The organism is Ruegeria sp. P10, from assembly GCF_056534925.1.
Genome location: NZ_JBQERJ010000009.1, coordinates 170,263 through 184,662 on the forward strand (window position 1 = coordinate 170,263; position 14,400 = coordinate 184,662).

14 protein-coding genes are annotated in these 14,400 nt (G+C 58.8%); 3 read left to right on the forward strand and 11 right to left on the reverse strand.

All coding sequences use genetic code 11. The features are described 5' to 3' along the window. Positions 1-73 precede the first annotated feature (73 nt). Positions 74-961: a YHYH protein gene (locus ACR0FB_RS16070; RefSeq protein WP_480621271.1), complete on the forward strand. Its 888-nt coding sequence runs from the start codon at positions 74-76 to the stop codon at positions 959-961. A 49-nt stretch (positions 962-1,010) separates the two neighbouring features. On the opposite strand, the gene ACR0FB_RS16075 is transcribed toward ACR0FB_RS16070, so the two are convergent. The 3 genes from ACR0FB_RS16075 to ACR0FB_RS16085 form a co-directional block, all read right to left on the reverse strand. Continuing rightward, complete coding sequence (locus ACR0FB_RS16075; RefSeq protein ID WP_480621273.1) at positions 1,011-2,753, reverse strand: peptidoglycan -binding protein; 1,743 nt, start codon at positions 2,751-2,753, stop codon at positions 1,011-1,013. A gap of 3 nt (positions 2,754-2,756) precedes the next feature. Then, positions 2,757-3,935, reverse strand: coding sequence for a biopolymer transporter ExbB (locus ACR0FB_RS16080; RefSeq protein WP_480621275.1), 1,179 nt, complete (start codon positions 3,933-3,935; stop codon positions 2,757-2,759). Positions 3,936-4,004: 69 nt separating this feature from the next. Then, positions 4,005-4,535, reverse strand: coding sequence for a gamma-glutamylcyclotransferase (locus ACR0FB_RS16085; protein WP_152459021.1), 531 nt, complete (start codon positions 4,533-4,535; stop codon positions 4,005-4,007). Positions 4,536-4,601: 66 nt separating this feature from the next. On the opposite strand from ACR0FB_RS16085, the gene ACR0FB_RS16090 reads away from it, so the two are divergent. Further along, entirely contained in the window at positions 4,602-5,600 is a 999-nt protein-coding gene (locus ACR0FB_RS16090) for a DUF2125 domain-containing protein (protein ID WP_480621277.1), read from the forward strand. Here the strand turns inward: ACR0FB_RS16090 and ACR0FB_RS16095 are convergent. From ACR0FB_RS16095 to ACR0FB_RS16110, 4 genes are all read right to left on the reverse strand, one after another. Beyond that, on the reverse strand, positions 5,597-6,430 hold the full coding sequence (locus ACR0FB_RS16095) for an extensin-like domain-containing protein (RefSeq protein WP_171634528.1): 834 nt from the start codon (positions 6,428-6,430) through the stop codon (positions 5,597-5,599). The two genes, ACR0FB_RS16090 and ACR0FB_RS16095, sit on opposite strands and share 4 nt — an antisense overlap. Beyond that, positions 6,427-7,347 (reverse strand): prephenate/arogenate dehydrogenase family protein, encoded by a 921-nt coding sequence (locus tag ACR0FB_RS16100; protein ID WP_171634530.1) that lies wholly within the window; start codon positions 7,345-7,347, stop codon positions 6,427-6,429. The genes ACR0FB_RS16095 and ACR0FB_RS16100 overlap by 4 nt, the downstream gene beginning before the upstream one ends. Then, positions 7,344-8,429, reverse strand: a complete 1,086-nt coding sequence (gene hisC, locus ACR0FB_RS16105; protein ID WP_480621279.1) for a histidinol-phosphate transaminase — start codon at positions 8,427-8,429, stop codon at positions 7,344-7,346. The genes ACR0FB_RS16100 and hisC overlap by 4 nt, the downstream gene beginning before the upstream one ends. Positions 8,430-8,493: 64 nt before the next feature. Further along, the gene (locus ACR0FB_RS16110; RefSeq protein ID WP_480492173.1) at positions 8,494-9,909 is read right to left on the reverse strand and encodes an aminotransferase class V-fold PLP-dependent enzyme; all 1,416 of its coding nucleotides are present in this window, start codon (positions 9,907-9,909) and stop codon (positions 8,494-8,496) included. Positions 9,910-10,011: 102 nt separating this feature from the next. Here ACR0FB_RS16110 and ACR0FB_RS16115 point away from each other — a divergent pair, with 102 nt between their 5' ends. After that, positions 10,012-10,473, forward strand: coding sequence for an Lrp/AsnC family transcriptional regulator (locus ACR0FB_RS16115; RefSeq protein WP_171634539.1), 462 nt, complete (start codon positions 10,012-10,014; stop codon positions 10,471-10,473). 130 nt (positions 10,474-10,603) lie between these two features. Here ACR0FB_RS16115 and rpsD read toward each other — a convergent pair whose 3' ends face one another. The 4 genes from rpsD to ACR0FB_RS16135 form a co-directional block, all read right to left on the reverse strand. Beyond that, positions 10,604-11,224, reverse strand: a complete 621-nt coding sequence (gene rpsD / locus ACR0FB_RS16120; protein WP_480621281.1) for a 30S ribosomal protein S4 — start codon at positions 11,222-11,224, stop codon at positions 10,604-10,606. Between the two features lie 240 nt (positions 11,225-11,464). After that, positions 11,465-11,785, reverse strand: coding sequence for a hypothetical protein (locus ACR0FB_RS16125; protein ID WP_480621283.1), 321 nt, complete (start codon positions 11,783-11,785; stop codon positions 11,465-11,467). A gap of 623 nt (positions 11,786-12,408) precedes the next feature. Beyond that, a complete protein-coding gene (locus tag ACR0FB_RS16130) occupies positions 12,409-13,344 on the reverse strand; it encodes a glycerophosphodiester phosphodiesterase family protein (protein WP_480485614.1) in 936 nt (311 codons plus the stop codon). Then, on the reverse strand, positions 13,344-14,399 hold the full coding sequence (locus ACR0FB_RS16135; RefSeq protein ID WP_171722727.1) for a sn-glycerol-3-phosphate import ATP-binding protein UgpC: 1,056 nt from the start codon (positions 14,397-14,399) through the stop codon (positions 13,344-13,346). Before ACR0FB_RS16135 ends, ACR0FB_RS16130 begins: the two co-directional genes overlap by 1 nt. Position 14,400: the final 1 nt, after the last annotated feature.

Below are 14,400 nucleotides of genomic sequence, written 5' to 3' on the forward strand. Positions count from 1 at the left end.
GCATAAAGTGCGACGGAAAAAGACTTCTGCCGCGTGTCATCTTCAATGATGAACGCAAGACAGGGATCGACACGTGAGCAAAATTTCAATTCTCTGGGGCGCCGCCTTTGCCCTATCCGCCGTTGCCGCTGTGGCAACTGCACAGCACAGGTTTCGCTATCACGACGAAACGACCGCAGAAACGCTGAGGTTGGTGCCAGCAACCGAAAACCCCGGGAAAAGCAGCGCCTCGGTGAAAGAAAAAGGCGGAAAAATCAAAGTGACGGGCAACGGCATTCCTGATCATCTGGTTGGCCGGTTTCCAAACCAAGGCAATCCGCACCAGATCGAACAGCAGAAGGTCAAGTTGAAATTGCCTGCAAATCCAACGACCAAAGGTGCAATCACGCCGCTGCAAATGGGGTGGAACTTTGGCGTGTCACTCAACGGGGTTGTGTTCGACCCGCTGGCGGCCGAGTTTTGGCATGGCGACCCCAGGTCCGGGTGGTCCTACAATGCCTTGGGTGGCGCTGTTTCCTTGGGATTGGACGCCAATTATGCGCATGTACAGCCGAACGGAAAGTATCACTATCACGGTGTACCGACGGGGTTGGTCAAGCTGCTGGGATGGTCACCGTCCGAGCATTCACCCTTGATCGGCTATGCCGCAGATGGTTTCCCGATATATGCCGTCACTGGCGTCGTAGGGGACAAAGTGACCGAAATGACGTCGTCCTATCGTCTGAAACCCGGCAACCGGCCGGGTGGCGCTGCGCCGGGCGGGCGGCATGACGGCACCTTCAACGAGGACTACGTTTTTGTTCAGGGTCACGGCAATTTGGACCAATGCAACGGCGCCTTCACCGTTTCAGCAGAATACCCTTCAGGAACCTATGCGTATTTTCTGACCGAGGATTACCCCGTGGTACCCCGCTGCTTCATGGGCACTCCGGATCAAAGCTTTCGCTTTGGCAGACGGTAATCGGTTTGACCCCATCACACAGATTACCCATGCAAGAGGCAAGGGTTTGCTATCTTTCCGTGAGTTTCAGCTCGATCCGGCGGTTCTGTGCCCGCGCCTCTGGCGTGTCAGCCGGATTGACCGGCTGGAATTCACCAAACCCGTTTGCCGCCAGACGATTAGGTGGGATGCCCAGCGCGTCGACCATATAGCGCACAACAGACAACGCGCGACCCTGGCTGAGTTCCCAGTTGTCCCGGTATCGGCCCGAACCGGCCAGCGGAACGTTGTCGGTATGGCCGTCGACCCGGATCACCCAGTTCAAACCGGGCGGAATTTCAGCGGCGACACTGCGCAGGATGTTCGCAACTTTCGCAACCTCCTGCTGCCCTTCCGCGGACAGCACGGCTGATCCTGTCGGAAACAAAACCTCGGATGAAAAGACAAAGCGGTCACCTTCAATCCGCACACCTTCCTGGTCGCCAAGGACATCCCGAAGACGTCCGAAAAATTCCGAACGATAACGTTGCAGATCTTCCGCCTGCGCTGCCAGTTCCTCATTCTGACCGGCCAGTGCTTCGGCCTCGGCCTCGAGACGCAGGCGCTCGGCTTCTTCCAGCAGGCGGCGCCGGCGTTCTTCCGAAGCGGCACGGGCCAGCGCGGCATTCAGGTCCTGACCCAAAGTCTGGATTTGGATCTCGGCGGCCTCGTTGCGCTCTTCGAAATCGTCCAGCAGGGCCTGCAAGGACCCCAACTGCCCGCGCAGCGCGGCAATCTGCTGGTTGAGAAGAGCCGCCTCACGCTGGGCCTCAGCTGAGATTTCTTTCTCTTCCGACAATGTCGATTCTGCCAGAGCCAGCAAAGCCTGCCTTTGTTCGGCCAGGGTGCGTTGTTTATCAGCATCCGCCTGCGCTTGCGTTTGCGCCTTCAGGGCGGCTTCAAGTTCGGCGCGCAATTCATCAGGATTCACGTCGCCGAATTGTCGCTCAAGCTCGGCCCGCGCGGCTTGCGCGGCGGCCAGAAGGGTCAGCGTATCTTCGGCCTCTTTGCGTTGTGCCTCCAACGCGAGCGTCATGGCCGTCAGCTCGGCATCCGCATTCTGAAGGCGGTTTCGCAATGCCTCGGCAGCAGCGGCTTCGGCCAGGCGGGCGGCTTCTTCATCGCTCAGTTGCTGTTCAAGGGTGGCGATTTCCGCCGCGCGTTCATCGCCGCTTTGCTCCAGATCCGCAACCAATGCTTCCAGTGCCTCGCGGCGGGCGGCTGCCAATCGGGCAGCTTCCGTCTGCGCATCGATTTCCTCGCGACTTTGTGCAAGGGCAAGGTTCAGCGCCTCTTGTTCCGTCAGCAATCGCTCGCGCTCAGTCTCAAGCGCTGCGATGTCGCCCAAAGCCTGTTCCTGCTCGGCAAGCAGCGCCGCAACCTGTGCTTCGAAATTCGTGATCCGGGTCTGCGCCTTATCCAGCGCGGCGGCCTGACGGTCGCGTTCGGTGGTCAGTGAGGCGATCAGCGACTGCGCTTGCGCCAGATCGTCTTCGGCCTGCGACAGCGTCGTGTTCAACGCACCCAGCCTTGCCTGCAAGCGGCTGTTTTCACGCTCTTCCAAACCCAGCGCGCCCGCAAGCGCAGCAACCTCGTCTGCCAGCGTCGTCAGTTCGTCTTCCTGACCCGAAATGGTTTCGCGCAGAACGAACTGAATCACCATGAAGATGGTCAAAACGAATGTCAGCACCATCAGCAGCCCGGTCATCGCGTCCACGAATCCGGGCCAGACCGAGCCCTGGAAGCGTTGACCGGTGCGGCGGGACAGCGCCATGGGTTACTCTCCTTCCGGCGTGGTGCGCACCGCGCCTCGCGGCAGGGTCAGGGCCTTGACCAGCAGTTCGATATCCTTGCGGAATTCGTTCATGCTTTCCTGACGACCCGCCGAAATCTCTTCGAGAATGCGCAGCAACTGCACGTCCATCGAGCGCAGGCGCATCCGGCTTTCGGCATCGATGCCATCGCCTGCACCGTGTTCGCGCATGTGGTCAAGCAACGCATCCTGCCCCAGCGCAACACGCTCCAGAGCCGAAGTGACGCTTTCGGTATTGGCCTGGCGATTGTTCATCTCGGCAATCACATCGACCAGTTGCCCCAGCTTGGCCGAAACCTTAGCCCGCTCACTTTCCTGAGCGGCAAACAGATCCTGCAACGCATCCATCTGTTCGGACATGGCATCCAGCACAGGTGTCAGTACGGCGATCTCTGCCCCGCCCTCTTCACCACCGGCAAATCCGACGCGGGTGATCGAGGACAGCCATTCTTCGAGCTCGCGATAAAAGCGGTTCTGCCCGTGCCCGGCAAACACTTCGAGCAGACCAACGATCAGCGATCCCGCCAAACCCAGCAGAGAGGACCCGAACGCAACGCCCATCCCCTGCAACTGCGCCTCGAGTCCGGTCATCAGGCGATTGAAGACGGCCAGCCCCTCTTCGCCTTCTTGCGGGTTCAGGCTGCGGATGGTGTCGACAATGGCTGGAACGGTTGTCGCCAGGCCAAAGAACGTACCCAGCAGACCCAAATAGATCAGAACATTGGTTATATAACGCGTGATTTCCCGTTCTTCTTCGACACGCTCGGCCACGGAGTCCAGAATGGACCGGGTTGAGGTGGAACTGATCTGTGAGCGCGCGCCTCTCTCCCGCAGCAGCGAAGCCAAAGGCGCCAGCAATTGCGGTGTACGCGCATCTTCGCGAACGACGCCCCCGACAAAGGCCTCGATCCAGCGCACGGACCCGATCAGTTGCGTAACCTGATAAAAACAAGCGAGGACGCCGATAAGAAATACGATCAGAATGAAACCATTCAGATACGGATTGGCATAGAAAACCGGCAATACGTAAGGCAGTGCCAGAAACACGCCCAGCCCGGACAAGCCGATCGCCATCAACATCAACAGAATTTGTCGAATGGGATGCGAGAAATGGGGTCTCGCGCCCTGATGTGCCTGCGCCATGCGCGTGGTTCCCGGTATTTGCCTGCTTTGCGTCGAATCTAGCGGGATTCCGCGCGTGACGCCAAGAGTTTATGCGGTAATGTCGCGCACCCGTTGCGCCAACCACTCAAGATCATGGTCACGCAGCCCGATCTCGGCCAGATGTTCTACGGTGTTGTAAAGGTATTCGTCATTCGGACCGCGCCCGCCAACCGCATGAGCGATAATCCGGGCCTGTTCCTCCAACGGCATCCCGCCGCAATACTGGACGTGGTCGGCATCGATCACATAGGTAACGGCATTAACGATTTCGCCGTTTTCCAGGTGCACATCCAGCATACGTTCAACATAGGCCGAGGAAATCAGCTCGCGCTCGCGCAGCTCGTGCAGCGTACGGTCTTCGTGACCCGCCTCGACCGCAAGGGCCAAACCGGTGCAACTTGCGTTCTCCTGTTCGTCCAGTGCCAGCACCAGGCCGGGTTTTTCTTCGGTCCCGCGATGGTGGATCGAGCTCATGCAGAAGGAGCGGGAGTAACCATGAAGTGTCGCGCGTTCACTGCGTGCCACCGGAAAGCCCGGATTCCACAGCAGCGATCCATATCCGAATACCCACATCGTCATTGCACTGGTCCTTGCCTGTTTCGGCCTATAAACATCAATTCCAAGGCGGGAAAAAGGGCCTTTCGAATGCGTATGATACGAGTGTTGATTTTTGTTTCCCTGGCATGGAGCGCCTATTGGTTCGTGGCCGGGTATGGCCTGCGCTCTGCGATCACTGGCTGGTTCGAACAGCAGGAGGCGCGCGGCTGGCAAGCGGATTTCTCGAATGTCGCGACAGCGGGCTATCCGACCCACCACATGACCCGTCTGAACAATCCGGCGCTGGCGGATCCGGTGAACGGCACGGCATGGAGCGCGGATTGGATCGAATTCAAAAGCCCTGCCGTCTGGCCCGGTCGTCAGATATTGCGGTTCGCGGACACACCGCAACGCCTGTCATATTTCGACCAGACATCAACAATCGTGGCCGACGAATTGCTGGCCGAGCTGCAATTGCAGCCCGGCGTCTCGCTCGTGCTGGAGAAAATGGCTTTGACGGCCGAGGCCTGGTCGGTGACGGAAAACTCCACCACGCTGGCCTCGGGCGACACGCTGAGCCTGATCATGGAACAAACGCCAATTTCAGAAGCCTATTCCATCACGGCCCGCGCGGATGGGTTTACACCGGGGGAAAAACTGCGGGCCCTGATGCATTCCGCAAGTTCGTTACCGCAAAGCTTTGAGACGCTGGAACTGGATATGGTCACCACTTTCGACAAGGTTTGGAGCCGGTCCGCCCTCGAAGACAGCCGTCCGCAGCCCGTGGCCATCGATCTGCGTCTGGCCGAGATCAAATGGGGTGAGCTGCGCCTGTTCGCGACCGGCGATTTGGATGTGGACGCCCAAGGTATCCCGACCGGTGAGATTGCCGTCAAAGCCGAAAACTGGCGGGATATGATCGCAATGGCAAACGCGGCGGGTGCCCTGCCCGATCAGGCCGTTGATCCCGTCACCCGAGGGCTGAACTTTCTGGCAGGGCTGGGCGGAAACCCCAACGCGCTGGATCTGCAACTGAATTTCCGCGATGGTTTCGTGGCGCTCGGGCCATTGCCTTTGGGCCCTGCCCCGCGTCTGATCCTGCGTTAACGGCAGTAAGGTCCGCTGCGATAGCGGGCCGTATCAAGGTGGAAATGATCCTTGTGATAGCGATCGGAATTCGGCCCCAGCACGGTACCAAACGGGCCGCACGCCCCGCGCCAGATCTTCTTGAGCTGTTTCTGAGACGGGTTCTTGCGCCACCCGTTCAGGACGGTCACCACCTCACCGTCAGCCATTTTGAAACCTGAGATATCGATCGCACGACCCTTGCCATGTTCGGATATCCGCGCACCTTTGCGGTTGTTGCGGGTTCGGCAGGCATAATGGGCGGCGATTTGCAGCTCGACCACGGGCCCGCGGCGTTTGAAGGTGGGTTTGACGGTCTTGTCGACCCACTTGTTCAACGCAATGGCGGTGCCGCAATCCATCGTCGAGGGGCGGCTGAGCATCACACCCGAAACCGAGGTGATCTGCACCGCATCCTTGACACCACAGGCTGAATTCTTGCTGCCGACACGGCCAACAGGTTTGCCTTGAATGGCAATATCCCCGCAAACAGACCCTTTGCGCAGCTTGCGCCTTTTGAACAACACCTGCTGCTCGACAGACTCGGGTCGCAAATAAGGCATCAAGGATGTGTCCGGCCCCAGAAGTGGCAGCTCCGACGGGCGCGCCGCCGCAGCCGTGACTTGCGGCGAAACCGGACGCGAAACCGGACGCAGGTTGGCAATGTCAGAAGGGGCAGGCGCGCTGACAGCCTGCTGAACAGTCAAAGGGCGCATGAGGGGCACCAAAGACTGGTCAAGGGGCGCGGCATGAACCGGCGCGGCGCTCAAAGCCACGACCCCGATCAGAATATGCCCCCAGCGCAGTCTCATGAACTTGCCTTTCCCCGCCCAAAGTCCGGCGCATCCGTATCCTGCCCGGCATCGATGATGCCGCGACGAATAGCACGGGTGCGGGTGAAGTAGTCAAACAAATGATCGCCGTCGCCAGTGCGTATGGCGCGTTGCAGGGCAAAAAGCTCTTCGGTGAACCGGCCCAGGATTTCCAGCGTCGCATCCTTGTTGGACAGGAACACATCCCGCCACATGATCGGGTCGGACGCGGCAATCCGGGTGAAGTCGCGGAAGCCGGCGGCCGAATATTTGATGACTTCGCTGTCGGTTACCCGTCGCAGATCGTCGGCCACGCCAACCATCGTGTAGGCAATCAGGTGCGGCGCATGGGACGTTACGGCGAGGACCAGATCGTGGTGATCCGCATCCATCTCATCGACATTCGACCCCATGCCCTCCCAGAGCGCGCGCAGACGGGCAATGGCATCCGGGTCCGAACCCTCGACCGGGACCAACAGGCACCAGCGATTGTCAAACAGTTCGGCAAACCCGGATTCAGGGCCGGAATGCTCGGTCCCTGCCAAGGGATGCGCGGGAACGAAATGCACTCCGTCGGGGATATGAGGCTGTACCGCCCGAATGACGCCCCGCTTGACCGAACCCACATCCGTAACGGTGGCACCGGGTTTCAGCACGGGTGCAATTTCTTCTGCAACTGCGCCCATAGCCCCCACAGGCACGCAGAGCACGACAAGATCGGCGCCTTCGACCGCCTCGCGTGCCGTGTCGCAAACACGGTCACACAATCCGATCCTGCGCGCGGTTTCACGGGACTTTTCAGACCGGGCATAACCCGTCACTTCCCCGGCCAGCCCTGCACGTTTCATCGCCCAGAACATGGACGAAGCAATCAGGCCCAGCCCGATCAGCGCAACGCGGTCGTAAATCTGGCTCATGCTGCGCCCTCTTTGAATGCAGTGATCGCCGCAACCACACGGCGGCAGGCTTCTTCGTCGCCCACGGTGATCCGCAAGGCGTTCGGCAGGTTGTAGCCTGCAACCCGGCGGACAATCAAACCCTGCGTTTTCAGGTAGTCATCGCAGGCCTCGGCCTCGGCCTGATCGGCAAAACGCGTTAGGATGAAGTTGGTGCAGGACGGGTCCGACGGCACGCCTGTCTTGGCCAATTGATCGGCCAGCCACACACGAAGGCGCGCGTTTTCGGCCTGACAGAAGGTCAGGAATTCCACATCGTTTACCGCAGCTTCAGCCGCCGCCAATGCGGTCATTGACAGGTTGAAGGGCTGGCGCACCCGGTTCAGCACGTCGATGATCGGGCGGTGCGCATAGCCCCATCCGACACGCATACCGCCCAGCCCGTACACTTTTGAGAAGGTGCGCGTCATGATTACATTCTCATGGGCGTCAACCAGCGACGCCCCGCCATCGAACCCATCGACAAACTCCGCATAAGCGCCATCAAGAACCATCAGGCAGGTGTCGGGCAGACCCAGCGCCAGACGTTCCAGTTCGTCGTTCGGGATCATGGTCGAAGTTGGATTTCCGGGGTTGGTGACAAACACGATCCGCGTCTGCCCCGTCACCGCGGCGAGAATGGCATCCACATCCACCTTGCGGTCACGTTCGGCCACCATGACCGGCGTCGCGCCGGCCATGCGGGCGATGATCGGGTACATGGAAAACCCGTGCTCGGTATAGATCACCTCGTCCCCCGGCCCCGCGTAGGCCTGGGCGACAAATTGCAATACCTCGTCGCTGCCGACACCGCAGATGATCCGCGCCGGGTCCAGCCCATGGCGTGCGCCGATGGCCGCGCGCAGGCTCGCGTGGTCGGTGCTGGGATAACGATGCAGAGTGGCCGCGCTGTCGCGCACCGCCTCTATGGCCTTGGGGCTGGGTCCAAACGGGTTCTCGTTCGAGCTCAGCTTGATCACATGCTCCACTCCCGCCACATGCGACTGACCGCCCTGATACAGCGCGATGTCCATAATGCCGGGTTGTGGGGTGATCTTGGTCATGAGAGGCTCCGTTGAATGGGCCTCTCATACCTGTCTCAAAGGGTTGAGAAAAGCGGCAATTCCCTCATGCGGCCTTGAAGCGCGCTGTTGCCGGGTCAGCGTTGTAGTAAGGCGTGAATTCTTCGGTCCGGTGCGACAGGTCATTGACGCTGTCGATGATGAACTGAACCGTCTCTTCGCTCATCAGATATGAGAAATTCAGGCGCACCCAGCCGGGTTTTTTCATTTCTTCCCCAGCGGACAAGGCAGCGTGCAGCGCCTCTGACGTTGCCTGATCGATCCCCAGCAAGCGGTGGGCGTAGGGTCCGGCACAGGCACAGCCGCCCCGCGCCTGAATGCCGTAGATATCGCTGAGCATCCGCGTAAACAGCTGCTGGTGCACGGGCTGGCCCGCATTGTCGCGCACCAGGAAGGAAAAGATCGGCAGACGGTGCGCTTTTTCGACCCCAAGCAGGGTCAGGTTCGGGTTGTTCTTCCAGCCGTCCAGCGCCATTTGATTGTACTGCGCCTCACGCCGGGCGATTTCGTCCGTTCCGACGACATCCTTGACGATGAAGGCCAGCGCCGCACGAATGTCTCCGATCACGTTGGGCGTCCCGGCCTCTTCCCGGGTGGACAGATCGGTGCTGTAGTCATGCCGCCACGGTGAAACGAAACTTACGGTTCCACCGCCGGGCCAGCTGGGGCAGGTCCGCTTAACGGCCGATTGGTTCACAACCAAAACGCCTGACGCGCCCGGGCCACCGGGAAACTTGTGCGGCGAAACCACGATCGCATCCTTGCGGGCCCCTTCGGACCCCATGTCCATCGGCAGATAAGGCCCACCACCGGCATAGTCCCAAACGGCCAAGGCACCATACGCCTTGAGCATCCGCGTGACCGGATCAGGATCGGTGACAATGCCCGTTACGTTGGACGCGGCAGAAAACGATCCGACCACCAAATCGGCATCCACATGGGCCTCCAGCGCGGCTTTCAGCGCATGCAGGTCCACGCCACCGCCCTCGGCCTCGGGGATTTCGATGACACATGCCTTGCTTTCGCGCCACGGCAGAATGTTTGAGTGATGTTCATACGGTCCGATCAAGACAATCGGCTGGTCAGCCTCTGCCACCCCTAGCAGGCTGACCAACCGATTGAGCCCCGCAGTGGCGCCGGACCCGGTAAAGATCACCGCGTCCTCTTCCCGAGCACCAACAATGCGGGCTATTTCCGCCCGCGCTTCGCGGCGCAGACGTGTCATGTAGGACCCACAGTAGGAGGCCTCGGTGTGACTGTTTGCGTAAAACGGCAAAACGTCCTGCGCCACAAAATCCTCGACCTGCCGCAACGCGCGGCCCGAAGCGACGTAATCCGCATAGACAAGCGGCACGTCTCCAAGCAGACCCGGGATCAGAACGTTCTCGCCGATCAGCCCATCGCGCAGATTTGAATTGTGAGCGGTGGAACAGAGTTCCGCACGGAATTTGGACAGGGTCATGGCATTGGCTCCTTACTGCCATACCAATGTGATATTTCTGGCCCGAGGAAACTTCACATATCTTTGCGTGGATTTTTGAATTTTTGTGTCATATGATCAGTTATGGCATCAAAAATAGATCAAATTGATACACGCATACTGAAAGAGCTGCAAAAGGACGCCACCCTGTCACAGCGGGAATTGGCGGATCGGGTTGGCCTGTCCCAGAATGCCTGCTGGCGGCGCTTGAAGGCCCTGAACGAAAACGGTGTGCTGATCGGATCCACGGCCCGCATCGCACGAGAAGAACTGGGGTTGAGCCTTGTGGTCTTCGTCATGCTCCGCACCCGACACCACTCTGCCCAGTGGCTTCAGGCGTTTCGGAGCCATGTTCTGACAATCCCGGAAGTCGTGGATTTTCATCGGATCGGAGGGGATTACGACTATCAGCTGAAAGTCGTAACGCAGGACATGTCGTCATATGACAAGGTCTATCAACGATTGATCGAAAAGGTCGAGCTGGACAGCGTGACCTCGTATTTCGCGATGGAAGCGATCGCCGAAGGCAGGCCCCTGCCGATCTGACACGCACTACATTTGCCCAAAAACACCCTAAGGAGTCGCAGGCAATGTCGCGATGACGGCTGCGCCATGGGCAAACCAAAAAAAAGACCGCGCAAAAGCGCGGCCTTTCGGAATTCGATTTCGGCGAAGATCAGTTCTTCGCGTAGAATTCGACGACCAGGTTCGGTTCCATGACGACCGGGTAAGGCACATCGCTGAGGCCCGGCGCGCGCACGAACGTCGCGGTCATTTTCGAGTGATCGGCGTCGATGTAGTCAGGAACGTCACGCTCGGCCAGTGCGACGGCTTCCAGGACAACAGCCAGTTGTTTGGATTTGTCACGCACCTCGATCACGTCACCTTCTTTGACGCGGTAGGACGGGATGTTGACACGCTCGCCGTTCACTTTGACGTGGCCGTGGTTCACGAACTGGCGCGCGGCAAAAACAGTTGCGACAAACTTGGCGCGGTAGACCACAGCGTCCAGGCGGCGCTCCAGCAGGCCGATCAGGTTCTCACCAGTGTCGCCCTTCACACGCTCGGCTTCAGCGTAGATGCGGCGGAACTGCTTCTCGGTCAGGTCGCCGTAGTAGCCTTTCAGCTTCTGCTTGGCGCGCAGTTGCAGACCGAAGTCAGACAGTTTGCCCTTGCGGCGCTGGCCATGCTGGCCGGGGCCGTATTCGCGACGGTTGACCGGGGATTTCGGACGACCCCAGATGTTTTCGCCCATCCGGCGGTCGATTTTGTACTTGGCAGACGTGCGTTTGGTCACGGCTGATCTCCTTCGTTAGGTCGAAGCCCTGACGGGCCACTATGAAGGGCGTTGTCCTCTTGAGGTCTCCCCCATGACAGGCATCCCCTTGCGGGGGCCACCAACACCAATGAAGCCGCGCTTATATCCGCAATGCTGGCGGAGTCAACACAACATCCCGCAAAGTTCAGAAAAACGATCAGGGCAGACAACCAGCGGACCGGGCTCCGCACCCAAACCGCCAGGCGGCGGCTTGAAGTCCTAGTTTGAGGTCGGGAAAGAAACTACCGTCGCGCCGCTTTTCGCGGCGGGGTTTGGGATCATCGCAAGCTCGGTCACTTCGACAATCCAGAACTCTTCGTCCCGTGGCGGGCAAGCGCCTTCGAACACAAGAGCCCGCGACGTATTGTTGCCATCGGCAACAAGCTTGGCAGAGAACTTCTGCGCACCGTTGGTAAGGGTAAGGGTTCCGGTCACATCGCCCGAAATCTCACGGACAATAGGAAAGTGGCTGGTCACCGGGCTGGAAACGCCCCCGACATTTCCGATTTTTCCGATGCTTTGCTCGGCAGTCTCACTCATGACGATTGCTTGTCCACGCCATGACCATGCTGCTCCGACCGTCATACAGGAAAGGGGCGCGTCTTCTAGCCCATCAATTTCCGTCTGACACCAAGTAATAGCTATTTGACCGTTTGTTCCGGCTCTCATCTGCCCACTCGCACTTACCAACACCCCAACACTCAATTTTTTCCTTATCAGCACAAATTCCGGCGGAAAAGAGACAGAACTGTAGCAAACCCAAGATTGTTGTTAATGTGACTCAATTTTTGGCGCTGTTCGTCAGGGGCGCCGGCCCGTCGATGACGGTTGTGACCAGCGATGGCCGAAACCTATACCAAAAAACCTGATGGCATTGAACGAACTGATGTGCAGGTATCAATTCTTCTTCATCGCCCAAAGGTACGGAACACTATCCCGACAACCGCAAGCGTAACGCTCAGAGAAATGGGGGCAGCGTTCCGGATTTCCGTCAGCCGCGGGCCCAAGAACGGTGTCCTGAGCAAAGGCTCTCATCAAATCATGTTGAAAAAACATACTGATCCTGAGCGATAACGGGCTGAAGGGCCTTTGTTTGAGGCAATTTTCAATCGGCGCAAGAAATTCATCCACGTCACCCTCGGGGTGCCGGGATCACCGGTACGCTACTGCCAACGGAAGCCTGACTCCGACAGTTGTCTTTGAACCCGCCCGGGATAGTCGGATACGATTGCGTCCACTCCCAGATCGATCATCCTGCCGATATCTTCGTGTTCATTGACTGTCCACACGACGACGCACAGGCCCAGCTCTTTTGCGCGCTTGACGTTTTCGGGTGTAACATCCGCAAAGTACGGGCACCAAAGCGAACCGCCAGCCTGCTTTACCAAGTTTGGAATTTCGTCGCGACGGCCACGAAAGTCCGGGCAAACGGATTTTGAGGAATCCTCGCCAACATCGTCGGCATTATCCGGAAGTTGCGTTAGGTAGGATGAAGGTATTTCCGGAGCTTGCCTCTGACACTCCGCCAACAGGTTCCAATCAAAACTGTGAAGCACCGCGCGCGAAGATAAACCCTTGCCGCGAACATCCCGAAGTACTCTGCGGACAAAGTTTTCCCGGTAAAGCGCATCATGGGCCACGTCGGGGTCCGACTTCAGCTCGAGCATCAAATGGGCATCACTGTAATTCGGGTCATTGACCAAATCGAGCAGATCCAACAGCCTTGGAACACGAACATCGTCTATTTGCGCCTGATCCGGGAAGCGTTGGCCATAGGCGGAATGGCCGTCCAGACGCCCAATATCGAATTGTCGGATCTGTTCGTAAGTCAGCGAGGAAACTTTTGGCTCTTCCCCGGTCAGAAACAGGCCATTGCAATCACGGAAACTGGCCGAATGCAGACGATGATTGTGCGTAATGACCGGCACATCATCGGCTGTCAGGACAACGTCAAATTCAAGAAGCGGGACGCCGATGGAAAGTGAAAAGTCGAAGCCGATCATGCTGTTTTCAGGCAACACGCCCCGTGCCCCTCGATGCCCCACGACCCGGATCAGGTTCTCCCCGCCGCGAAAGGCCTCAACCTGTTGAGACTCCATCAGCCTTCCAGCCTTTTGCCTGTCGCGTGGTCAAACAAATGCATGTTCTCAGGTGCCACCGAGAACCGCATAATCGGATGGCGTCCTTCGATCGGGTGGACACCGGGAAGGCTTGCCGTGATCGCGCTTTCAGAGCCCGACAGGTGACCGTGCAGCAACGTGTTGGCCCCAAGCGGTTCAGCCATCTGAATCGCGGCTTCAAGCGGGCCGTTGTCATCCGACAACAGGTGCTCCGGTCTTATGCCAAGCTTCACGGCGCAGTCCGGACCCCCAGAGGGGCCGACTTCGATTTCTCCGATCTTGACCGCCCCGTTTTGGCGCCGTGCTTCGAATATGTTCATTGCCGGGCTGCCGATGAATTGCGCGGCAAACAGCGTTTGTGGAGTTTCATAGACCTCGAGCGGCGTGCCGATCTGTTCGGCGATGCCGCCGTTCATCACGATCATCCTGTCCGCCATCGTCATTGCTTCGACCTGGTCATGCGTGACGTAAAGTGACGTGATCCCAAGTTTTTCCTGAAGTTCGCGTATTTCCAGACGCATCTGAACACGAAGCTTGGCATCCAGGTTCGAGAGCGGCTCGTCAAACAGGAAAACAGCGGGCTCGCGGACAATGGCCCGGCCCATCGCGACCCTCTGGCGCTGACCGCCGGACAATTGCCTGGGCTTGCGATCCAGCAAAGGTTCAAGCTGCAACAGCTTAGCCGCCTGGGTCACCTTTTGATCGATCTGAGCCTTGGGCAGCCCCGCGATCTTCAGGCCATACCCCATGTTCTGACGCACGGACATATGTGGATAGAGCGCGTAGTTCTGGAACACCATGGCGATGTCGCGATCCATGGGCTCTTTGTCATTGGCGCGTTCACCGCCGATCCGGATTTCCCCGGACGTGACCGTTTCCAGCCCCGCCACCATCCGCAACAATGTGGACTTGCCGCAGCCTGACGGGCCGACGATCACGATGAACTCTCCATCGGCGATATCGACATCAACGCCGTGGATCACATCCGTCGGGCCAAAGCTCTTTTTGACATTCTCTAGGGTAACTGTTGCCATT